General features: G+C 65.6%; 32 protein-coding genes. 18 read left to right on the plus strand and 14 right to left on the minus strand.

What is annotated here, in order from left to right; all coding sequences use genetic code 11:
* Window positions 1-6: 6 nt before the first annotated feature.
* Genes AC3A3G_RS03850 through AC3A3G_RS03905 form a run of 12 tightly spaced genes read right to left on the minus strand, consistent with a single transcriptional unit; the run spans window position 7 to window position 6,060 of the window.
* Window positions 7-279 (minus strand): hypothetical protein, encoded by a 273-nt coding sequence (locus AC3A3G_RS03850; RefSeq protein WP_487487581.1) that lies wholly within the window; start codon window positions 277-279, stop codon window positions 7-9.
* Window positions 276-473: a hypothetical protein gene (locus AC3A3G_RS03855; RefSeq protein ID WP_487487582.1), complete on the minus strand. Its 198-nt coding sequence runs from the start codon at window positions 471-473 to the stop codon at window positions 276-278. The genes AC3A3G_RS03850 and AC3A3G_RS03855 overlap by 4 nt, the downstream gene beginning before the upstream one ends.
* On the minus strand, window positions 473-994 hold the full coding sequence (locus tag AC3A3G_RS03860; RefSeq protein WP_487487583.1) for a hypothetical protein: 522 nt from the start codon (window positions 992-994) through the stop codon (window positions 473-475). The genes AC3A3G_RS03855 and AC3A3G_RS03860 overlap by 1 nt, the downstream gene beginning before the upstream one ends.
* The gene (locus AC3A3G_RS03865; RefSeq protein WP_487487584.1) at window positions 991-1,644 is read right to left on the minus strand and encodes a hypothetical protein; all 654 of its coding nucleotides are present in this window, start codon (window positions 1,642-1,644) and stop codon (window positions 991-993) included. The genes AC3A3G_RS03860 and AC3A3G_RS03865 overlap by 4 nt, the downstream gene beginning before the upstream one ends.
* Window positions 1,641-2,975: a DNA cytosine methyltransferase gene (locus AC3A3G_RS03870; protein ID WP_487487585.1), complete on the minus strand. Its 1,335-nt coding sequence runs from the start codon at window positions 2,973-2,975 to the stop codon at window positions 1,641-1,643. The genes AC3A3G_RS03865 and AC3A3G_RS03870 overlap by 4 nt, the downstream gene beginning before the upstream one ends.
* Window positions 2,972-3,373, minus strand: coding sequence for a hypothetical protein (locus AC3A3G_RS03875; protein WP_487487586.1), 402 nt, complete (start codon window positions 3,371-3,373; stop codon window positions 2,972-2,974). The genes AC3A3G_RS03870 and AC3A3G_RS03875 overlap by 4 nt, the downstream gene beginning before the upstream one ends.
* Window positions 3,370-4,101 carry a DNA-methyltransferase gene (locus tag AC3A3G_RS03880; protein ID WP_487487587.1) on the minus strand — a complete coding sequence of 244 codons (732 nt, stop codon included), beginning with the start codon at window positions 4,099-4,101 and terminating at the stop codon, window positions 3,370-3,372. The genes AC3A3G_RS03875 and AC3A3G_RS03880 overlap by 4 nt, the downstream gene beginning before the upstream one ends.
* Window positions 4,098-4,475 carry a hypothetical protein gene (locus tag AC3A3G_RS03885; protein WP_487487588.1) on the minus strand — a complete coding sequence of 126 codons (378 nt, stop codon included), beginning with the start codon at window positions 4,473-4,475 and terminating at the stop codon, window positions 4,098-4,100. The genes AC3A3G_RS03880 and AC3A3G_RS03885 overlap by 4 nt, the downstream gene beginning before the upstream one ends.
* The gene (locus tag AC3A3G_RS03890; protein WP_487487589.1) at window positions 4,468-4,950 is read right to left on the minus strand and encodes a DUF968 domain-containing protein; all 483 of its coding nucleotides are present in this window, start codon (window positions 4,948-4,950) and stop codon (window positions 4,468-4,470) included. The genes AC3A3G_RS03885 and AC3A3G_RS03890 overlap by 8 nt, the downstream gene beginning before the upstream one ends.
* A complete protein-coding gene (locus tag AC3A3G_RS03895) occupies window positions 4,947-5,294 on the minus strand; it encodes a hypothetical protein (RefSeq protein WP_487487590.1) in 348 nt (115 codons plus the stop codon). Before AC3A3G_RS03895 ends, AC3A3G_RS03890 begins: the two co-directional genes overlap by 4 nt.
* Window positions 5,291-5,806 (minus strand): hypothetical protein, encoded by a 516-nt coding sequence (locus AC3A3G_RS03900; RefSeq protein ID WP_487487591.1) that lies wholly within the window; start codon window positions 5,804-5,806, stop codon window positions 5,291-5,293. Before AC3A3G_RS03900 ends, AC3A3G_RS03895 begins: the two co-directional genes overlap by 4 nt.
* Entirely contained in the window at window positions 5,803-6,060 is a 258-nt protein-coding gene (locus AC3A3G_RS03905) for a hypothetical protein (protein WP_487487592.1), read from the minus strand. Before AC3A3G_RS03905 ends, AC3A3G_RS03900 begins: the two co-directional genes overlap by 4 nt.
* A gap of 205 nt (window positions 6,061-6,265) precedes the next feature.
* Between AC3A3G_RS03905 and AC3A3G_RS03910 the strand changes: the two genes are divergently transcribed.
* Window positions 6,266-6,469: a hypothetical protein gene (locus AC3A3G_RS03910; RefSeq protein ID WP_487487593.1), complete on the plus strand. Its 204-nt coding sequence runs from the start codon at window positions 6,266-6,268 to the stop codon at window positions 6,467-6,469.
* On the opposite strand, the gene AC3A3G_RS03915 is transcribed toward AC3A3G_RS03910, so the two are convergent.
* Together AC3A3G_RS03915 and AC3A3G_RS03920 are read right to left on the minus strand one after the other, a co-directional pair.
* Window positions 6,466-7,389, minus strand: coding sequence for a hypothetical protein (locus tag AC3A3G_RS03915; protein WP_487487594.1), 924 nt, complete (start codon window positions 7,387-7,389; stop codon window positions 6,466-6,468). The two genes, AC3A3G_RS03910 and AC3A3G_RS03915, sit on opposite strands and share 4 nt — an antisense overlap.
* Before the next feature lie 70 nt (window positions 7,390-7,459).
* The gene (locus tag AC3A3G_RS03920) at window positions 7,460-7,786 is read right to left on the minus strand and encodes a hypothetical protein (RefSeq protein WP_487487595.1); all 327 of its coding nucleotides are present in this window, start codon (window positions 7,784-7,786) and stop codon (window positions 7,460-7,462) included.
* A gap of 93 nt (window positions 7,787-7,879) precedes the next feature.
* On the opposite strand from AC3A3G_RS03920, the gene AC3A3G_RS03925 reads away from it, so the two are divergent.
* The 17 genes from AC3A3G_RS03925 to AC3A3G_RS04005 all read left to right on the plus strand — a co-directional run bounded on the left by AC3A3G_RS03925 (window position 7,880) and on the right by AC3A3G_RS04005 (window position 19,328).
* Entirely contained in the window at window positions 7,880-8,131 is a 252-nt protein-coding gene (locus AC3A3G_RS03925; RefSeq protein WP_487487596.1) for a helix-turn-helix domain-containing protein, read from the plus strand.
* On the plus strand, window positions 8,131-8,409 hold the full coding sequence (locus AC3A3G_RS03930) for a hypothetical protein (RefSeq protein WP_487487597.1): 279 nt from the start codon (window positions 8,131-8,133) through the stop codon (window positions 8,407-8,409). Before AC3A3G_RS03925 ends, AC3A3G_RS03930 begins: the two co-directional genes overlap by 1 nt.
* Window positions 8,410-8,470: 61 nt before the next feature.
* Window positions 8,471-8,914 carry a hypothetical protein gene (locus AC3A3G_RS03935; protein WP_487487598.1) on the plus strand — a complete coding sequence of 148 codons (444 nt, stop codon included), beginning with the start codon at window positions 8,471-8,473 and terminating at the stop codon, window positions 8,912-8,914.
* Window positions 8,914-9,336 (plus strand): hypothetical protein, encoded by a 423-nt coding sequence (locus tag AC3A3G_RS03940; protein ID WP_487487599.1) that lies wholly within the window; start codon window positions 8,914-8,916, stop codon window positions 9,334-9,336. The genes AC3A3G_RS03935 and AC3A3G_RS03940 overlap by 1 nt, the downstream gene beginning before the upstream one ends.
* A 214-nt stretch (window positions 9,337-9,550) precedes the next feature.
* Window positions 9,551-9,925 carry a hypothetical protein gene (locus tag AC3A3G_RS03945; RefSeq protein ID WP_487487600.1) on the plus strand — a complete coding sequence of 125 codons (375 nt, stop codon included), beginning with the start codon at window positions 9,551-9,553 and terminating at the stop codon, window positions 9,923-9,925.
* Window positions 9,922-10,308, plus strand: a complete 387-nt coding sequence (locus tag AC3A3G_RS03950) for a helix-turn-helix domain-containing protein (RefSeq protein ID WP_487487601.1) — start codon at window positions 9,922-9,924, stop codon at window positions 10,306-10,308. Before AC3A3G_RS03945 ends, AC3A3G_RS03950 begins: the two co-directional genes overlap by 4 nt.
* On the plus strand, window positions 10,305-10,637 hold the full coding sequence (locus AC3A3G_RS03955; RefSeq protein WP_487487602.1) for a helix-turn-helix domain-containing protein: 333 nt from the start codon (window positions 10,305-10,307) through the stop codon (window positions 10,635-10,637). Before AC3A3G_RS03950 ends, AC3A3G_RS03955 begins: the two co-directional genes overlap by 4 nt.
* Entirely contained in the window at window positions 10,634-11,566 is a 933-nt protein-coding gene (locus AC3A3G_RS03960; protein ID WP_487487603.1) for a helix-turn-helix domain-containing protein, read from the plus strand. Before AC3A3G_RS03955 ends, AC3A3G_RS03960 begins: the two co-directional genes overlap by 4 nt.
* A complete protein-coding gene (locus AC3A3G_RS03965; protein ID WP_487487604.1) occupies window positions 11,523-12,191 on the plus strand; it encodes a hypothetical protein in 669 nt (222 codons plus the stop codon). Before AC3A3G_RS03960 ends, AC3A3G_RS03965 begins: the two co-directional genes overlap by 44 nt.
* Window positions 12,188-12,778, plus strand: a complete 591-nt coding sequence (locus AC3A3G_RS03970) for a hypothetical protein (protein ID WP_487487605.1) — start codon at window positions 12,188-12,190, stop codon at window positions 12,776-12,778. The genes AC3A3G_RS03965 and AC3A3G_RS03970 overlap by 4 nt, the downstream gene beginning before the upstream one ends.
* A 329-nt stretch (window positions 12,779-13,107) precedes the next feature.
* Window positions 13,108-13,488 (plus strand): HNH endonuclease, encoded by a 381-nt coding sequence (locus tag AC3A3G_RS03975; RefSeq protein WP_487487606.1) that lies wholly within the window; start codon window positions 13,108-13,110, stop codon window positions 13,486-13,488.
* A 9-nt stretch (window positions 13,489-13,497) separates the two neighbouring features.
* Complete coding sequence (locus AC3A3G_RS03980) at window positions 13,498-13,692, plus strand: hypothetical protein (RefSeq protein WP_487487607.1); 195 nt, start codon at window positions 13,498-13,500, stop codon at window positions 13,690-13,692.
* 136 nt (window positions 13,693-13,828) lie between these two features.
* Entirely contained in the window at window positions 13,829-14,404 is a 576-nt protein-coding gene (locus AC3A3G_RS03985) for a hypothetical protein (protein WP_487487608.1), read from the plus strand.
* A gap of 4 nt (window positions 14,405-14,408) precedes the next feature.
* A complete protein-coding gene (locus AC3A3G_RS03990; protein WP_487487609.1) occupies window positions 14,409-16,079 on the plus strand; it encodes a terminase large subunit in 1,671 nt (556 codons plus the stop codon).
* Window positions 16,076-17,341, plus strand: a complete 1,266-nt coding sequence (locus AC3A3G_RS03995; protein WP_487487610.1) for a phage portal protein — start codon at window positions 16,076-16,078, stop codon at window positions 17,339-17,341. Before AC3A3G_RS03990 ends, AC3A3G_RS03995 begins: the two co-directional genes overlap by 4 nt.
* Window positions 17,310-18,041 carry a head maturation protease, ClpP-related gene (locus AC3A3G_RS04000; protein ID WP_487487611.1) on the plus strand — a complete coding sequence of 244 codons (732 nt, stop codon included), beginning with the start codon at window positions 17,310-17,312 and terminating at the stop codon, window positions 18,039-18,041. The genes AC3A3G_RS03995 and AC3A3G_RS04000 overlap by 32 nt, the downstream gene beginning before the upstream one ends.
* A 66-nt stretch (window positions 18,042-18,107) precedes the next feature.
* Entirely contained in the window at window positions 18,108-19,328 is a 1,221-nt protein-coding gene (locus AC3A3G_RS04005; RefSeq protein WP_487487612.1) for a phage major capsid protein, read from the plus strand.
* Window positions 19,329-19,375 lie beyond the last annotated feature (47 nt).

Raw genomic sequence — 19,375 nt, forward strand, 5'->3', positions numbered from 1 at the left:
GGGCGGTCATTGGATGGTCTCTCTCGGATTGGCGAGACGGGCGGCGCGCTCCTGCTGAAGAACCTTCGCCAGCATCATGTGGATGCCTTCGTCCATCTCCTCGGTGATCGTGAAGCTGGCCCAGCGCCCAGCAGCCCGAAGAAGTCCGGTCAGGATGCCGACAGCCTCCTCTTCACCAAGCCGTTCGGCGTCGGTGACGGACTTAATGGCGGCTTCCAGCGCAGCGATTGACGCCTCGGTTGCAATGTCAGCCTGACGGTCAAAGTTCGGACCGCTCATTCCCCCGCCTCCGCTGGTGCTGCGGAGAGGGCGCTCTCACGTTTGATGATCTGCGCCGTCACCCATGCGGACGCTCCCTCCAAGTCGCCCCTCGTTACGGCCGGGTCCCAGTCTCCATCGCCATCTTCGCCCGCCAGCATGGCGGACAGCGCATTATCCATAGCGATGAGACGTATCAGGGTCAGTCGAGCCATCACCGCCCCTCCTGTTGCAGGGCGGCGAGGGCTTCCTTCAGTCCGGCAATGCGGCCGCGATCCCATGCCCCGTGCGTAGGTCCGCTGAGAGGGGCGTGGATTTCGGCGCGGATCGCCTCGACCGCCACGCGCAGCTTCTCAGCCTCTGGCGCGGGTGGGGTGGTGTAGATAGCTACCGCGTCACCCTGGTAATCAGCAGATTTTTTATCCCCGTAGATCATCTCATGATCCATACGACCCATGCGGCGCAGAACAGCTTCTGAAATCCACCCCACCGGCTGCGCGTCCTCGCGGGCTGGCGGCTGGCGGGATATGTTGCGTTCAGCCAGAACGACGGTCGGCTGGTAGAGGTCCAGCGCCTGCTGCCAGTCGGCATGGGTGCCGTTCTTCTCGGCCTGGAAGTCAGCGCCGTGCTCGACCTTCAGCCCGAGGGCCTTCAGTGCGATTTCGATCTCGCCCATGACGGCGGACTTGCCTGAGCCGGTCAGGCCCGAGACTTCGACGTGAACGATGCTGGTCATTGACTTTCTCCCGAGCGGGCTGGCGGCTGGGCGCGGAGGGCGATGGCTTCGATCTCGCGCGCTGCCTTGTCGGCAATCGCGCTGGCTTCCTCGTATCGCTCCGTCATGGCGAACAGCTCGGCGTAGCGAACGAACACATTTCGCGCGTCGGTCCAGATCGACAGCTCCCCCGCCTCTGCCGGGGCTTCCTCGCGGGTGGCGAGGGCGGTGCAAGGACGAGAGGGGCGCGGCTTCCAATGGGTCGGCTGACCGAACTCGAAGTCGTCACCAAACCAATCGCCGTTGGCCTCGATCACACTGTCAGGTTCCCAGCCGTGCTTTTCAGAATGCCGGAACGACAGGCTGACGTGGCCCTCGCGGTCAAGCATCTCGCCGGTGAGTTCGCCATCGTCGTTGAGGGCCATGCAAGGCCAATAGACCTGCACAAGCTCGCCAATCGGGGCGCTGTCGATGGCCCGCCAGCCATCCACCGCCCCGCCTTCCGGCGCGGGGGCTGCGGAGAGCAGGTCTAGCAGATTGGCGGCGCGGTTTATGTCGTGCTTGCTGTTGGCTCGTCCGCGTGAGCGCAACACCTCGGCCAACGCTTCGGCTTCTGATCGGTGCGCGGCGCTTACAACCGGCACGGTAACGCGAGGGGTGGTCATGCTCATGCTGCGGACCTTTCGATTTGAGTGAGGGGAATGGCGTCCGCCTGGACGATGCGCTCTCCGATCCAGCGCATGACAGGAACGGCCATCGAGTTGCCGAGGGCCTTGTAGCGAGGACCGTCAGCGGCGATGCCCTTGCGGTAGGGAATGAGGGTGTAGTCGTCGGGGAACCCTTGGAGCCGCTCGCACTCGCGGGGCGTCAGGCGGCGGACTGCGGAGCCCGCGACGTAATCCCGGCTCGACCCGCCGCTAGCCGCGCGCAACGCCCCGGCGCGAGAGCCATCGCCCTCGATCTCAGGTATTGCGCCGCCGTCCCGACCGCGGAGGGCGAAGGCTACGGCGCCGGGCCCCTTGGCCTTGAGGCATTGAGCCTGTTCCTCAATGATGCCGAGGCCCGCGCGCTCTCCCGCCGTCTGGCCCGCGCCTTCCCCAGTCCTGTCCAGTGCGTCTCGGGTGATGCCGTAAGCGATAGCCGGCATCACGCCCGCGTTAGCGTGGCCCTTGCTGTGGCCGCCAGCTCGCAGGGTTGGCGACAGGTCCGACATCGCATCTGCGCCGTGGTCCTTCGCGCTGAAGGCGATCAGGCTGTCGCAGGTATCGACATCCGTGCCGTAGGGTCGGTCTCCGCCGGTCTGGTTGCCGCCAGCGCGCAGGGTCGGGGCGGTTTCCCGGCAGTGTCCTTCTGGAATGAGGTGTCCGGCCTGTCCTTGGTTGTCGTCAGCGCCACATGTTCCAACGCCTTGAGCAGTGAGGGCGGCAACGCTCGGCCCCGCTTCTCGGCGCGGCGCAGGATGCCCCGACAGGCTGTGGCGCTCAAATAGAACCGCTGCGGCACGTCGCCAGTCTCCAAGGTATCCGACAACGAACACACGGCGGCGTCGCTGGGCCACTCCGAAGAACTGAGCGTCAAGCACTCGGTAGGCGAACCCATACCCGAGTTCGACCATGCCCCCGAGAATGGCTCCAAAGTCCCGTCCTCCGTTCGATGACAGGACGCCGGGGACGTTCTCCCAAACCAGCCATCGGGGCCGCAGTCGGTCAGCCAGCCTAAGATATTCGAGGGCCAGGTTGCCGCGGTCGTCATCCAATCCGCCTCGCAGGCCGGCGACGCTGAAAGACTGGCAAGGTGTTCCTCCGACCAAAAGGTCGATTGGGTCGTATTCGCCGGCGCGGATCGTCGTGAAGTCGCCATGCAACGGCACCTCTGGATAGTGGTGGGAGAGGACCGCGCGTGGGAACGCCTCGATCTCGGACAGAAAGGAGGCTCGCCAGCCAAGCGGATGCCAGGCGACGGACGCGGCTTCGATCCCGGAACAGACAGATCCATAGATCATTCCCCACCCCCGTCCTGCTCACCACGGGCGCGGGCGATGGCGGCGTCGCATTGGACGATGCGGGCTTGCAGGGCCTCGGTCAGGGCATGCAGGAGGTCGGATTGAGCAGTGATGGCGTCCACGATCTGGTCCGGCCAAATCCACCAGACGGGATAGGTCGCTTCCTTGGTGGCGCGCATGAAGTCACCGCCGCATCGCATCCGGTTTCCAGCCTGGTCGAAGCAGAGGGCCGTGAAGTGCGGACCGCGCCAGCCGCTGTCGTCGCCATGCTCGGTGTTGTTGTAGGACGGGTGCGCGGTCAGGACGCGAGACGCACGGTTGATCCAGTCTTGCTCGCTCGCGAAGGACTGGCCGTCGATGGGGACAAGCGGCCCCGGCGTGTGCTTCACCCCGCTCATGCCGCGATCCTTTCTTGGTGGATGCTGCTGAGGCGCTTGCAGGCGACCTCGTAGATTTCAGGATCGCTCTCGATGCCGATGAACGACCGGCTCTCAGCCAACGCCGCCGCGCCCGTAGTCCCGCTGCCCATGCAGAAGTCGAGGACGACCTCTCCGGGGTTGCTGTAGGTGCGGATCAGATACCGGCAGAGGCCTTCCGGCTTCTGCGTCCGATGCAGGCCGGAGCGCTGCTTGTCGCTGGCGAAGACTTGGACCGAGCGAGGGTATCGCTCCGTGCTGTCGTAGCTGATTGGGTCGAAAGTCTGCGCGCCATAGACGGGAGTCTCATCGCCGCGCTTGATTGCAGACTTGCGGACATGCCCCGTTGTCTTTTGCGGATTGTAGGTCGGCTGGCGCTCGTAGAAGACCAGCACGTTCTCATGGGCTTTGAGAGGCGCCCGCTTGGCGTTCAGATGGCCGGTTGCATGGGTCTTTTCCCAGATCCACTCGTAACGCAGCATCCGCAGGTTCGACGCGCCCAACACCTTGTCGAAGGGCGTCTGCGCGAACAGCAGGATGGCGCCGCGCGAGACACGGCGAAGTTCAGGCCAGAGCCGCTGCAGGTCGACCTGGCTATCCCATGCGCACCGGGTCGTGCCGTAGGGCATGTCGGCCAGCACCAGATCTACGCTCTTGCTCGCTAGTGTCGGCAACACGTTCAAGCAGTCGTCCAGGTAGAGCCCGCTCATGCCTCCCCCCCACGGATGGAGGCTTGGCGGATGATAGCTGGACCGTGCGATGCGACCATCGCAACCGCCTCGGCGGAGATGGGATAGACGAGCAGCTTGGCACGGTCGTCGTGGTTCGAGGTTCCGCCCCAGAAATACTCGCCGCTGTCCGCGCAGTATGCGTCGGCCCGATTGCCGACCTTCCAGTGCTTGCCGTTCGTGGCGTCGTCGGGCTCCATCGCCCCGTATTCGGATTTGAACCCCAGCGTCCCGTTCCACAGAAACAGTCCAGGAGGGCACTCGGCCAGCGTCACGCAATGGGCGGCGGCGTCGTATTCAGCGCCGATCTCAGCACCCCCCAGCACCTCTGCCGGGCTCTTGGTTGATTCAGCCATGGTCGTGGGCCTTCTGAGGGCGGTGGTTTCGGATGATCTGCTCGGCGGCGGTGGTGTCGCCGGAGACGGCGTAGAGGGCCTGGCAGAGGTCGAAGGGGTCGATGCCGATGGCTTGCCAGAAGGCGAGTTCGGAGCCGCTGTGCTGCCGGGTGTGGCAGTCGCGGCAGAGGGGCGTGGTCCAGCGGTCCGACGGCTTCTCAGCCTTGCCGGTGTGGCGCTTGCCGATCGACAGGTCGCCGGCGCGCAGGTGGGCCGCATCGCAGGGGGCGGTGGTCAGGCAGGCTGCGCAGGGCAGTCGGCGGATGAACGCCAGGTGCTTATTGTCACGTTCGCGCGGCTGGCGCTGGCCGGGCCCTTCGGGGCGGAACGAGCGGGACCGCACATGGCCAGGCGCGTAGTGCTTGCGTTTGATGTCGCGCTTCTCCTGACGCAGGCGCGCCAGGTCGGCGTTGATCTGGGCGAGGGAACGGCTCATGCGGCCGCCCTCGGCTCGGTGATGATCGTGCGGCTGTGCTTCAGCAGGCTGACGCGGGCCCGTTCGCCCTCCTTGGTCAGGAGTACGGTGAACGGACGGGCCGGGATGTTGCGCTCAGGCCATGCGGCGGCCACCTGACCGGTGACGAGATAGCCTTTGGCGATGAGGCGCAGGACCAGCTCTTCGGGGAAGGTCAGGCCGTCGTCGTGGCCGCCCATGACGAGGGGCAGCAGGCGGAAGGGCTGGCCGGCGAACGCGGCGCGGTTGAGCTGCTGGAGAGGGCGGATAGCACGCAGCAGCTGGGCCTCGTCCTCAGCTACGCGGCGGGGGTGCTGGACGATCATGCGGCCACCTGATCGCCGGTCTCGATGTAGCGAGCGTGGAGTTTGCGGCCCAGCGGCGCCCGGAAGCGACCAGGGCACAGGCGCAAGGCGGCGCTGTTGGTCTCTTCCAGCTGGATCAGTTGCACCGAAGAGGTGGCGAGATCCACGCGCCGCTCGAAGGCCTCGGCCCAGCCCTTCCAATCGGTGGTGGTGATGTCTTCGGGCACGAAGAGGCGCTCGGTCCAGTCCACGTCCTCGACGTATTCCGGCAGGCTGTACGGGCTGACTTCCTCGGCGGCAGCCGGCTTGGCCGCGGCGCCCGGTGCGTTGAGCGGCGCCATCTGTGACAGGGCGGCGGCCAGTCGCTGGGCGAAGCGATCGCGGTCCTCGACGTAGGGCGAGAGATAGATCAGCGGCACGCCGGGGGCGCCCAGCTCACGCGATCCGTCGATGCGGACGGTGGTCTTGCCGAACAGGTCGATATCCCGCTTGGGCGTGTCGCGCTCGACAATGGCGTAGAACTGATGGGTCACAGCAGGATCCACCAGAAGCAGGCGACGAAGCCGCCGCAGACGACGGCCTGCAGCGCGATGACGGCGCCGCTCCAGTCGACACGGCGAGCGGCTACGGCCTTGCGGCGGGCCTCTTCCCGCTCAGCAGCGGCCTGACGCTGGATCAGGTTGCATTCACGCTCGGCCCTGCGGTCGCGCACGGCCTGCCAGTTCGGATGAAAGCCGATCCCCAGCGGATGGGGCGGCGCGTCAAGGTGGGGGTCGTGGAACGCCATGATGGTTCTCCTCGGGTGTGAGGAGATATTCATGTGGGGTGAACATGAGGTCAAGCGAAATGTTCACACTGAATGAATATACGTCCGAAGCTGGCACATCGCGACTCGACACCTAGGCGTCGCTCGGGAATCAGTGATCCGCGTTAACTTTTGGGGGATGGAAGTGAAGAAGGCCCGCTCGTTCTGTGTCGCGCCGTTCAAGAGAATGAACGGTCAGCTCCTGAGCCAGGAGGTGATCGCCTGTGCGACGGAAGACGCGGCCTTCAAGCGCGGCAAGGCCATGATGCACCGCATGGACGGCCTAGTCTTCTTCAAGATCGAGTGCCGTGAGGACGGCGATGTCTGGACTGAGGTCGAGACGCTGGCGACGGTAGGGGACGTGCCGACGGAGGCTGAGGAAGCCGCCTAGAGCACTTTGAATACGTGGATCCGCACCGGCTTGGTTGTGCCGTCGTCTTTGAAGCGGCTCTCCAGGAACGCTTCCACTTCTGGTTCATGAAGGCCCGCTAGGCGGTCGGGATCTATGCCTGGCGCCAGACGAATAGGCAGTCGCTTAGTCCGGATATCGTCGCACTCGATCCGGCCCGCCCATCCCGTATCTGTCTTATCGCGATCGGTAGCGCGTATGTGAAGGGTGGCGCGAGGCAAATGAACGGGAACGATGTCGTCCTCCAGTTCAGCAAGAGCGATTCCATCCGGAAAATCAGCAACAGTCTGGACTGAGATAGGGGGCGTGTTGCGAGGTAGAATGCGCCCGTTGCCGCCCCGCTTCGCCGGTCTGAACAAGTCGACGGCAGCACGTTGAACGGTCGCAGCCCGCTTCGTGCCAACAGCTTTGTCGAAGGCGGCTTGGACGCTAGCGGCGTCGGTAGCGAGTTGCTCGGCTGCGATGTTCACGTAGGTCGCGTAATCCCCCGTGATGGTGACCGGCACGGGATCACCTTTGGCTGCCTTCTTACCGCGCCGGAAGATTGCCTGCGCGCCGTAGTATAGGGCGATGAGGAATAGAACCGTTATGATCGAGTCGTACTGCTCGCTTACTTGGATGCCGGTCGCTGTTTCAATAAGGGCCGGCACCTGCCTCTCCAAATCTTCCTGATAAGCTACGAATAACGCAACGAAAAACGCCTCATTGAGTGACGATCGCTCAATGCGATTTAGGAAAATTCTCCTATCATCAATCGCCAGCCCGGGCACTAATTTTTCGAGCACGTCAGCGACTACAGGTAGCAGCCGCTCGTGCGCCAGGAGGGTAGCGGCGATATCGCTTAGCGGTACGTCGTGATTGTCGGGATAGTAGATCCCATGCTGAAAGCGCAGTTCTTGCATATCCCTCCCCCGAGGTTATCCGTCAGTCGCCGACAGCAGCTGGTGTCACCTGACATTCACCCGTGAATGTTTATGCCGCGCGCGAAGAGCCCTTCTTAGAAGGCGCATCGGCGACCGGCGCCGGCGGCGCAGACTCCTGGGCGACCTCACGGACAGCGGCTTCCAGCCTGCGAATGCGGAAGGCCTCTTCCGGCGGCATCATCAGCTCGTGCGGCCGGATGTTCAGTAGAGCGGCGATCTCATGCATCTCAGACGGCTTTGGCTCTTGGATGCCGTGCCAAATCTTGTTGGCCTTGGCCGGAAGCCAGCCCAGCTCAGTGACCAGGGTCCGCTGGATCTTGTCCTGCGTGGCGAACCATTCCTGGAGATACCAGAGGGGTTTTTCGGGAGCAGCCATGTTCAGATTATCTGAAAACGGCTGACCGGCGTCTGTAAGCCGAAAGTGAATATCTCGCCTTGACCGAATGTTCACTTCAGGTGAATATGAAGCATGGAACTCGCACGGCACAGAACCTCTCTCGGCCTCTCGCTCGAAGAGTGCGCCCGAGCGCTCGGGCTGAGCCCCACAAGCAAGGGGTGGCTCTCGGAGATTGAGAACGGCAAACGCCACGCCTCCCTGCGCCTCGCCCTTCGGATTGAGGCGTGGAGCGAGGGGCGAGTTCCCGCTCACACCGTCTGTCCTGAGGTGGCGATGGTGCGCGGCATCGCCTCTCGCCTCAGCGACCAAGGCGAGGCCGCCTGATGGGCCGCTCCGTCGTCGAAGGTCTGATCTCGGCCGTGCGGTCGGTGGTCCAACACGTCGAGAGTTGTGAGCGGCTGCGCCAAGCCGGGGCGGACGAGTTCAGCCAGGCCCGCGCCCGTCGCAATCTGGTCGACGCCGCCCGCCTTGCAACCGAGACGGCCGACCAGTCCGAGAAGCTGCATGCCCGCGCGGTCGGTTCGGTTCGCGCCCAGATCGCTCGCCTCGCCGCCGCAGAACATCCCGAACCTCCCGAAGACCCGCCGCCCGAGGCGGCCTGATCTAGCCCAACCTATGGCCGCGTTGACCGGCCGTCACCTTGCCCCAACCCGGAACTTCGCAATGTCCGATTTCGACCCCACTCTCCTGAAAGCGCACTTCGGCCAGTTGGTCGACGCCGTAGGCACGCAGGAGGCCGCCGCCGCGTTTCTGGGCGTGAGCCGCCAGCGTGTCGGTCAGTTGATCAGTACGGCCAACAACGACCTGCCCACCTGGGCGCAGGTTTGGAAGCTGGAGAATGTCACGAACCAGTCGCTGGTTTTCGCCGCCTTCGGTCGGATGACGGCCGGCGAAGAGGCCAGCACCGGCGCGCTGACGGCGGCGGTCGAAAGCACGGCCGCTGCGACCCGTGCCCTGCAAACCGTCCACGCGGCCAAGGCCGACGGCATGCTGGAGCCCCATGAGGTCGAGAGCGTCCGCGACGCCGCCCGCGAGAACCTCGAGGCCGCCCAGCGGCAGTATGACGAGAGCATGCGCCTGCGCCCCACGCTCCGGGTGGTGGCCTAATGTACGGCTCCGTTCAACTAACGCAGGGCGGCGGGTGTTTCCGTGTCGGGGCCTCGCTGCACCGCGCCCAGCGCGCCCGTCATGAAATCACGGCCGACGGGGTACGGCTGGTCCTGCCGGAGGGGCCCGTTCTTTCGGACGCAGAGGCCCGTCGTCTGGCGTGGGCCATTCTGGCCGATCTGGCGCCAGATGAAGTCGAGCCCGTGCCCGAAGTCGTGACCTACATCGAGGCCCAGCGCCTCGCGGTCATAAGGGCCGTGCGGCACGAACCCACCTCGGCGGTGACGCTGGCATCACGCCTCGGATGGCACCTGCGCACCGTGCAGAAGCGCCTTCGCGAGCTGGTCTCGGACGGTCGCCTGCACGCCTTGGGCCCGCAGACCTACCGCACCTACGCGCTCGCCGAAGGAGGCCGGCCATGATCGGCTTTCGAAATCTCAGGGCGCGTTGGCGCCTTGCTCGCGCCAATGCCGAGTTCCACCGGTGCAAGGCCGAGTGGAACGCGGCCGAAGAGCGCCAGGACTGCCGCCGTCTGGGGCTGGCCGCTGCGAGGCTTCGCTCAGCACGAAACGAGCAGCTGCGCGCCGAACGCGGGCTTGCACAGACCCGCCGACAGGCTGTCGAAAGAGCGTGGCAATGACAGTTGCGACGAACCGAGGGGCGAGCGGCGCCGCCGGCCTTTTTGCGACCGCGCCGCGCGGCGGGCTGACGCCTGCCGAGATTACGGAGATCCGGCGTCTGCGCAGGTTGAACCGGGGATGGCAGACCATCGCCAACATCCTCGGCCGCTGCCGCGAAGACGTCATGTCGATCGAACCGGTGAACGCCGCCGCCCAAGCCGTGGGGTCGCCGCAGCTGCGCCCTTTTGTCTGGAGCGACCAAGACCAGAAGCTGGCTGCCCAACTCATCGAGAAGGGCACGAGCGCCGAGACGCTGGCGGCGTGCTTCGGGTGTTCGGTCGCAGAAGCGCAGCGGCACATCCGCCAGGTGGTCGGGAGGCGCGGCAAGTGAGCCAGATCAGGATTCCAGCGCGTACGGTGATAGAGTTCGTCGCCCAAAGCCATGGGCTGCCCGTATCGGCGCTGACCGGCGTCTGTCGCAGGAACGTCGTCGCACACCCGCGTCAGTTCGCCATGTACGCCATTCGACTGCTCTGCCCGCATCTCAGCCTGGGGATGATAGGCCGCGCCCTGGGCGGCCGCGATCACACGACCATCCTGCACGGCATCCGCAAGGTTGAGGCCCGTCTCGCCGAGGGAGAGTTGGTCGAGGACGTTGCCCGCCTCGAAGCGTGGTTCGATCAAAGCTACATCGAAGCGCGGATTGAAGAGGCTGAGCAGCGCTTGGCGGCCCTAAAGGCCATGCGCGAGACTGTTCAGCAGGTGGCGGCATGACCCCGCTTGAGCGCTTGGGACTGGAGGTCGCTGCCTTCCAGCTTCTTGGGAGCCGCATGAAGGCGGCCACGCTGTGCGCTCTGCTGGATGCCGGTGGTCGAGTGGTGACGGCTGAACGGCTGGCCGCGGCTCGTCCGTGGATGGACCGTGACCTGACCGACACGCGCAACGTGATCAAGACGCGCATCTGCGTCCTGCGCGAGGCGCTGGAAGACGTAGGCCTCGGCGGTCAGGTGGTTACGGCCGGCGGCAATGACAAGGGCGGCTATGCCATCCCCGAGCCCGGCCGGGCTGCCATTCTTGCCCGTCTGGTCGAGGTGGCGGCATGAGCGTTCAGGCCATCACCTGGGCGCTGGAACAGACCTGCGCCACGGCGACCGAGAAGGCCGTTCTGCTGGTCGTGGCCAACTACGTGGGGCCGGACGGCACGACGTTCGTGGGCCAGGAGACCATTTCGGAGCAGGCCTGTTGCTCGGTGAAGACCGTGGAAAGGGCGCTTTCGGCGTTCGAGAAGGCAGGCTGGATCACCCGCGAGCGGCGCCACCGGAAGGACGGGTCGCGCACGTCGGATCTGATCGTTTCCCATGGCCCGAAACACCCTGAACGTAGGGAGAACGACCAAGCCGACAATAAGTCGGGTAGGCGCTCACCTAACAGACAGCCTGTCCAAACCAAACAGACATCCTGTCCAAACCTACCAGACACAGTGTCGGGGCTCACTTCGTTTGAACCGTTAGAGGAACCGTTAGAGGATACTGCTGCTGTTGCGCAGGCGCCCGAGACGATTTCCCAGCCGGTGGTCCAGCTGGTCGAGACGGTGGTCGAGGCCCCCCAGCCTCAGCCCGCGAACGACTGGCCGGAAGGCGACGCCCGCCGACACGCCGAGCTGCTGGCCGAGATGGCGGCGACCGTGCGCCTCGACCTTGCCCGCCAACCGGGCCTCACCCTGACCGCTGGCCGACTGGCCGCCTGGCGGCGCGATGGCGCCAGCTGGGACCACGACGTGACGCCGGTGGTCACGACCCTCGCCCGGAAGCGCGGCCAAGCCATCACGTCGTGGAAGTTCTTCGACGCCGCCATCGCCCAATCCATCGCGGACAACCGCCAAGCCCTGAGCATCCCTGAGGCCCGCCATGCAAGCCCACCCCATGACCGAAGCCCGAGCGCTAAGCTCGACGCAAAGCGCGCAAACCACGAGCGTCACCTATCCGGCTTTGAGCAAGCCGCTGGCCTCGTGGCTGCTCGACGAGCCTACTGACGCCAAGGCGGTGGCGGTGATCGCGAAGAGCGACCTGCTGCGGTCAGAGGCGACGATGATGATGCCCGCCATGCGTCACGCCGCCCTGCGTCCGGCCAGCGAGAAGGAAATCCGGGACATCATCGGCAGCCGGTTCGGCACCTTCCCGCAGCCGCAGAGGGACGAGGGCGAGGCGATGGCGTTCTGGGCGGATTACCTCGACGCCCTGGCGGGACTGACGCCGGCGCAGATCGAGGGCGGGATGAAGGCGTGGGTCTCGGACCCCAAGGCAGAGTTCCTGCCGAAGCCGGGGAAGCTGGCCGAGCTCGCCCGGCAGAGCACGCAGGTTGGGCGCTGGACCCGAGCCTACAACCGCGCACAGGCGGCGGTGGTAGCGAGCCAGAAGCATGAAGCGCCCGCGTTGGCGGGGCCCAAGCACAGCCCGGAAGAGGTAAGGGCGCTCGTCGCCGAGACGCTGGCAGCTCTGTCGGAGACGCCGACGGCCAAGATGATGGCCGCTCGCAAGGCCGCCATGCCGCGCACCCCGTCGGCCCCCCTGCCGCCCGGCAGCTACATGAGCGCAGAGATGCGCGCCAAGCTGGGCCTTGTCGCCCCCGTCAACCGCAGCCAAGGAGAAGCAGCATGAGCAAGAAGGGGAAGAAGAAGCCCTACGACCCCGCCGAGGCTGCGCGTCACCGCGTAGAGCGAGAGCAGAACGCCGCCGAGATCGCGCGTCTGCGCGGGCAGCCCAGCACGGCGGTGAACGTGGACAAGCGGACGGGTCGCCTGACTGGCGCCTGGCGGCTCAACTGCTTCAACACCTTGCTGCCCGCCGGTGGTCAGGAGCGCGCAGCTGTCGACTGGTTGGAGGAGACCATCCGCGCTGCCAGCGGCGAGAACGGCGAAGAGCGGCGCCCGGACTTCATCCGCGGCTCCGCTCGCGGGGCGCCAGGGCAGAATATCAGCGACGCCATGATCGCAGCAAGCCGCGACCTTGAGGTCATCGAGCAGAATTTCCGGCCGGACGAGATGCGCATGCTGTTCGCCCTCCTGCAGCCGGACGCCGATCTGATGACGCGCTGGCGCGCAGTGGTCGAGCGACACACTCATGAGACGGACCCGCGCGCCCAGGCGGCAAGGGTGCGGGCGGCCTGTGCTCACCTTGCCTGGGTGTGGGACCGGTTGCCGACCCTGCGGCGGCATTACAAGGAGCGGCGAGACCTGGCAGCATAGGGGCTTTTCAACGCCACCAGATGTGGTATGAATCCCTAAGGTCGCTTCGCGCGTCCACAAGATAGGCCCAGCGGGAAACCGCCGGGCCTTTTTCTTTTCCCCCTTTCAACCGCGTCTTCCTCCGCTGGGCCTCGTTCGGACGGGGCAGCGTAACCACGGCTGACCTTAGGCTGAGAAAGCACCCGTGACGCGGCGGTCTCCGGGCCGGTGAATGCGGGGAAGGTCGGTCACGTCCGAAGAGATTGGAGGCGGAGCGATGGCCCGTCGTCCTGACCACATCGCCTCCCAAGGCGCCCAACGCCTAAGAGGCCGCAGAGGCGTAGAGCAACATGGGTAGGCTGAGCCTGCCGGCTTCTCGCCTCTCGTACGCATCTGACCGGCGAGCGTTTGCCTCGGACCAGGCCAAGGGACTAGCACCGGTCCAGCACAGCGCGCCGTGGAAGGCATGGTACAAGACGGCCCGCTGGCGCGCCCTACGCCAGACAGTCCTGATCCGCGACGCCTACACCTGTCAGCGCACCGGCGCTGTCCTCGGCGGCAAGCACCCAGCACCGGACAGCCCGGTCGTGAACCACAAGCGTCCGCACCGAGGCGATGAGCGTCTGTTCTGGGACATCGACAACCTGGAAGTTGTGGCCAAGTCTGTTCATGACAGCGAGATCCAGCGCGAGGAGCAAGACAGCCTGCATCAGCGCGGGGTCTGGGACTGAGGAGAAGCCGTGCCGCAATCGTTCAAGCACGAAGGCGACGACCGCCAGGTGATCGACAACCAAACTGGAGAACCGATCCCCGGCGTCATCAGGGCGCAGACGTCCGCCTTGCTTGGGCCAAGCTACACTGTGGCGCGGCGCGGCCTGTTTGGACGAAGGATCGAGACGACGGTCAGGGCTGACATCCACATCGTTAAGCCTTGACGGCCCCGACGAGACCCCGGGGGGGGCATCGAATGTCTGGAAGGCCTTTGCCTCAGAGACCGGCGGCCCCGGCACGTAGAGATTTAATCCCGGCTGGGAGGTTTGCGGGTGCGAACCTTGGCCGGACGGAGCCCTCATGACGGATGAAAAGAAGCCCGTCGACTGGGCCGAGATCGAGCGCGACTACCGCGCAGGGTCAATGTCCATCAGGGAATTGGCCGCTTGGTACGGCATCAGCGACACCGCTATCCGCAAGCGTGCGAAGAAGGATGGCTGGGAGCGCGCGAACCCCAAGACCGGTTCGCACCGCGAACCACCCCGCGAACCGGAGCCTGAGAAGGTCTATGTCGGGACGGTCCTGACGCCTGAGAACACCACGCCGGAAGCCATCATCGGGCGCGGCCGGAATCTGGTCATGAGGATGCTCGACGAGCTGGACGCCTCGACCTGCAACATCGGTGAACTGGAAGCACTGATCGGTGCGGCGTTCGACGACGGCGACAACGGCCAGCAACGGCAAGCAGCGCTCGCGGCGGTCTCGCTGAAGAGCCGTTCCGATGTCCTGAAGTCGCTGGCGACGGCGGCGAAGACCTTTGCTGAGTCCGCAGCGCCTGCCGGAGTGAAGAAGCAGCGGCAGGAAGCCGGCGAGCGTGTCGCCAAGGGCGGCGGCAGGTTTGCAGCGCCAGCCCCGCCCCTGAGGCTGGTCCGCTAGGGCGATGGAGTGGTCAACGGCTTGCACCGACTGGCGCGAACGGATCGTCGCCAGGCGCTCGCTCATACCCTCTCCGCTGTTTGCCGATGAGGCCCGCGAGGCGCTGGAGGTTTTCAAGGCGCTGCGGATTGTAGACGCCCCCGGCCAACCAACCTTCGGGGAGGCCTGCGAACAGTGGGTGTTCGACTTCGTCGCCGCGATCTTCGGCGCCTATGACGCGGACAGCGGACAGCGCCTGATCCGTGAGTTTTTCCTGCTGATCTCCAAGAAGAACTCAAAGTCCACCATCGCCGCGGGCATCATGCTCACGGCGCTGATCCGCAACTGGCGCCATTCGGCTGAGCTGCTGATCCTGGCACCGACCATCGAGGTTGCGCAGAACGCCTACAAGCCCGCGCGGGACATGGTGAAGGCCGACGAGGAACTGGACGAGCTGCTGCACGTCCAGGACCACATTCGGACGATCACGCACCGCGACAACGGCGCCATGCTGAAGGTGGTCGCCGCCGACACCGACACCGTCTCGGGCAAGAAGGCCGGGCACATCTTCGTCGATGAGCTCTGGGCCTTCGGCAAACGGGCCAAGGCCGACGCCATGCTCCGCGAGGCGACGGGCGGCACGGTCTCACGACCTGAGGGCTTCGTGATCTGGGCCAGCACCCAGGCCGACGAGGAACCGGCGGGGGTCTTCAAGACGAAGCTCGACTATTTCCGCGACGTGCGGGACGGCAAGATCGACGATAAGCGCAGCCTGCCGGTCATCTACGAATACCCCGAGACCATGGTCGAGGCTGAGGCCTACCTCCAGCCCGCCAACTTCTACATCACCAACCCCAACCTGGGGCGCTCGGTCAGCCAGGAGTGGCTGGAAGACGAGCTTCGGAAGGTCCTAAACGCGACCGGCGGCGAGAAGCAGGTCTTCCTCGCCAAGCACCTGAACGTCGAGATCGGCCTCTCGCTTTCGAACAACCGATGGGCCGGCGCCGACTACTGGGAAGCCGCAGGCGATCCGACACTGACGCTGGACACGCTGCTGGCGCGGTCGGAGGTCGTGACCATCGGGATCGACGGCGGCGGACTGGATGACCTGTTCGGCCTGGCTGTTCTGGGTCGCGACCGCGTCACGCGGCAATGGCTGCTCTGGAACAAGGCATGGGCGCACGACGACGTGCTCAAGCGGCGAACTGACATCGCCAGCCGTCTGACGGATTTTCAAGGCCAGGGCGACCTGACCATCTGCTCCGACGCGATGGAGCCGATCATGCAGGCCGCCGATCTGGTCGAGCGCGTGAAGGACTCGGGCTTGCTGCCGGAAGAGGACGGCGTCGGCGTCGATCCTGCTGGCGTCACCGCCCTGGTGGATGAGCTTGAGGCGCGCGGCATCGGGATCGGGCTGCAGGTCGCGGTTCGTCAGGGCTACGCTCTGTCGCCTGCGTCTTGGGGCTCTGAGATCAAGCTTAAGAACGGAAGCCTGAAGCACGCCGCGCAGCCGCTCATGGCGTGGTGCGTCGGCAACGCCAAGGCCGAGGTCAAGGGCGGCGCCGTCGTCATCACCAAGCAGAGTGCCGGCCGGGCCAAGATTGACCCGCTCGTCGCCAGCTTCAACGCGATCATGCTGATGGCGCGCAATCCAGCAGCGAACGCGCCTATCGTGCCGGAGATCATATTCCTATGACCATCTGGCAGGATGTAGCGAAGGCATTCGGGTTCGGCGATGCTGTGGCGCCCGTCCAGAACAACGCCCCGCTGTCCACGATCACGCGCGACAGCGACTTCTGGAACGATGTCGTCGCCAACTCGGGCGGCCTAGTCGTCCCGACCGAACAGACGGCGCGTCAGCTCTCGGCCATCACGGCCTGCGTCAACCTGATCGCAGGCGCGATCTCGGCCATGCCGATGCACATCTACCGGCAGGACGCGACCGGAGAGCGCGACCGACTGCCGAACGAGGGCCTGTGGTGGGTTCTGAACGAACAGATGACGCCGCGCTGGTCGGCGGCGGACGGCTGGGAATTCCTGGTCGGCTCGCTCCTGATCCACGGCGACGCGTTCGCCAAGATCGTCAGGAACCGCATGGGCGAGATCGTCGGTCTGGTTCCGCTGCATTCGTGGCGGGTCAAGGTCGCTGTCACCCCTGACGGGATGCGCCTGGTCTATGCCGTCGAGGCCGATCCGGCGGTGATCGGCGGCAGCGCCGGCCGGGAAGTTCTCGACCAAGACGACGTGCTGCACGTCTCCATGAACTTCGACGGCGTGCGCGGCCTCTCGCCCCTTCGCAATGAGCTGCGCATGGCCGGGTCCGTGGCCCTCGCGACGCAGGAATATTCGGCCCGGTTCTTCGCCAACTCGGCTCGCCCCGATCTGGTGCTGGCGACCGACCAGGCTTTGACGCCGGAAGTCATCGACAACCTGCGGGCGCAGCTTCAGGACCGCCACGGCGGCCCCGCCAACGCGCACAAGCCGATGCTGCTGACGGGCGGCATGAAGCCGACAGTCGTCACCATGCCGCTGGAGGAGCTTCAGCTTCTCCAGGTGCGTCAGTTCCAGATCGAGGAAATCGCCCGCATCTACGGCGTGCCGCCGCACATGATCGGCCACACCGAAAAGACCACGTCATGGGGCTCTGGCGTCGAGTCCATGGGGACGGCCTTCGTCCGCTACACGCTGCGGCGTCACCTCAACAAGTTCCAGAACGAGATCAATCGGAAGTTCTTCCGCACCGCGTCGCGGGTGGCTGAGTTCGATACGACTGAGCTGGAGCGGGCCGACACCAAGACCCTGTTTGAGTCCTTCCGCATCGCCATGGGCCGCGCCGGAGAGCCGGGTTTCATGACGACCGAGGAAATCCGCACCTTCCTAAACCTGAAGAAGACCCCGGACGGCGCCCTGAACCCTGGAGTGACGAATGAACAAGCTATTCCGCCTGCTGGCGACTAACGCCCGCAGGGGGTCGTTCAAGGCCGAGGGAGACGCGCTCTACATTTACGATGTCATCGTCGCTACCGACGCCGACGCGGAGTGGATGGGCGGCGTCAGCGCCGAGGCTGTCGTCAAGGCGCTGAAGGCCATGACCGGCCCCGTCACCCTGCGCATCAACTCGCCCGGCGGCGACGTGTTCGCGGCCCGCGCCATCCAGGCGGCGATGGACGCCTATGAGGGCGAGATCACCGCCTATGTGGATGGCTACGCGGCCTCGGCGGCGTCGCTGATCGCAGTCGCGGCGGATCGCTGCGTCATGGCCTCAGGCGCCTTCATGATGATCCACAAGGCGTGGACCATCGCCATGGGGAACGCTGACGAGTTCCTGGCCTCGGCTGAACTGCTGGAGAAGATCGACGGCTCGCTGGCGGATACCTACGCCGCCAAGGCCGGCACGGACGCCGAGGGCTTCGCGGAGCAGATGCGGGCCGAGACGTGGTTCACGGCGCAAGAGGCCGTCGACGCGGGTCTGGCCGACGAAGTCGCCGCCAAGGCGCCGAAGTCGTCCGCGCGCTGGGATCTGAGCGCCTACGACGCTGCCCCGAAAATCGAACAAGAGCCTGAGCCGGAGCCAGAGATCGTGGCCGCGGCCGAGGCCGACCCCATCGAGCAACGCCAGCGCCAACACGCCGCGCGGATGCTCCTCACCCCTGCCTAAGCGCCACGCCGCGCGAAGCAGCCACCGGCCCCATCGCGGGGCCTTTTTTATAGGAGCTACCCCACCATGAGCATCCAAGCTCTGCGTGAACAGCGCGCGGCGAAGGCCAAGACGCTGAACGAACTGGTCAACAAGGCCGACTGGAACGCCGCCAACGACCAGCCCGTCTATGACGCCGGCATGTCCGAACTGGACGCCATCGACAGCCAGATCAAGGCGATCACCGCCCTGAACGAGCGCATCGCGGACACCGCCCTGAACGAGCGCGTGTTCGAAGCGGCCGACCGTCACGCCCGCGATGACGCCTCGGAAGCCTCGCGCGTCTTCGCCAAGTGGCTGCGCGGTGGCGACAAGGCGCTGAACCAGGCCGACTGGGACGTGGTGCGGGCCACCATGTCCACGACCACCCCGGCCGAAGGCGGCTACACCATCCAGACGGAGGTGGCCGGTTCGGTTCTGGAGGCCCTGAAAGCCTTCGGCGGGATGCGTTCGGTTGCGGACGTGATCGCCACCGCTCAAGGCAATCCGCTGAACTGGCCGACCTCGGACGGCACGGCGGAAGAAGGCGAACTGGTCGGCGAAAACACCGCCGCCACGGACGCCGATGCGTCGTTCGGCGTCAAGGCGCTGCCGGTCTACAAGTATTCGTCCAAGGTCATCACTGTCCCGGTCGAACTGCTTCAGGATTCCAACGTGGACATCGAGGCGTTCGTTCGCGCCCGCCTCGCCACCCGCTTGGGGCGCATCACCAACAAGCACTTCACCATCGGCACCGGCTCTGGCCAGCCGCAGGGCGTGGTTCCCGGTGTCGCCATCGGCGTCACCGCCGCCAACGCATCCTCGCAGGTCACGGCCGTCACCTACGACAGCCTGATCAACCTCCAGCACTCGGTCGATCCGGCCTATCGTCAGGGCGGCAACTGCCGGTTCATGTTCAACGACTCCACCCTGCGCGAACTGCGCAAGATGAAGGACACGACCGGCCGTCCGATCTTCGTTCCGGGCTATGAAACGGGCGTCCCCGGCGGCGCGCCGGATCGCCTGCTGGGCGACCCCATCACCATCAACCAGGACGTGGCCGCCATGGCGGCCGGCGCCCTGTCGATCCTGTATGGCGACTTCAGCTACTACAAGATCCGCGATGTGATGTCGGTCGAGCTGCAACGCTACACCGACAGCGCCTACGCCAAGAAGGGTCAGGTCGGCTTCCTGGCCTGGATGCGCTCGGGCGGCAACCTGATCGATGTCGGCGGCGCAGTGAAGTCGTTCAAGAACGCCGCTTCGTAAGCCTTACGTGAAGACCTGGGGGCGGCGTTTCGGCGTCGTCCCCGCCT

Source organism: Brevundimonas sp. Soil_N_31 (assembly GCF_057655995.1).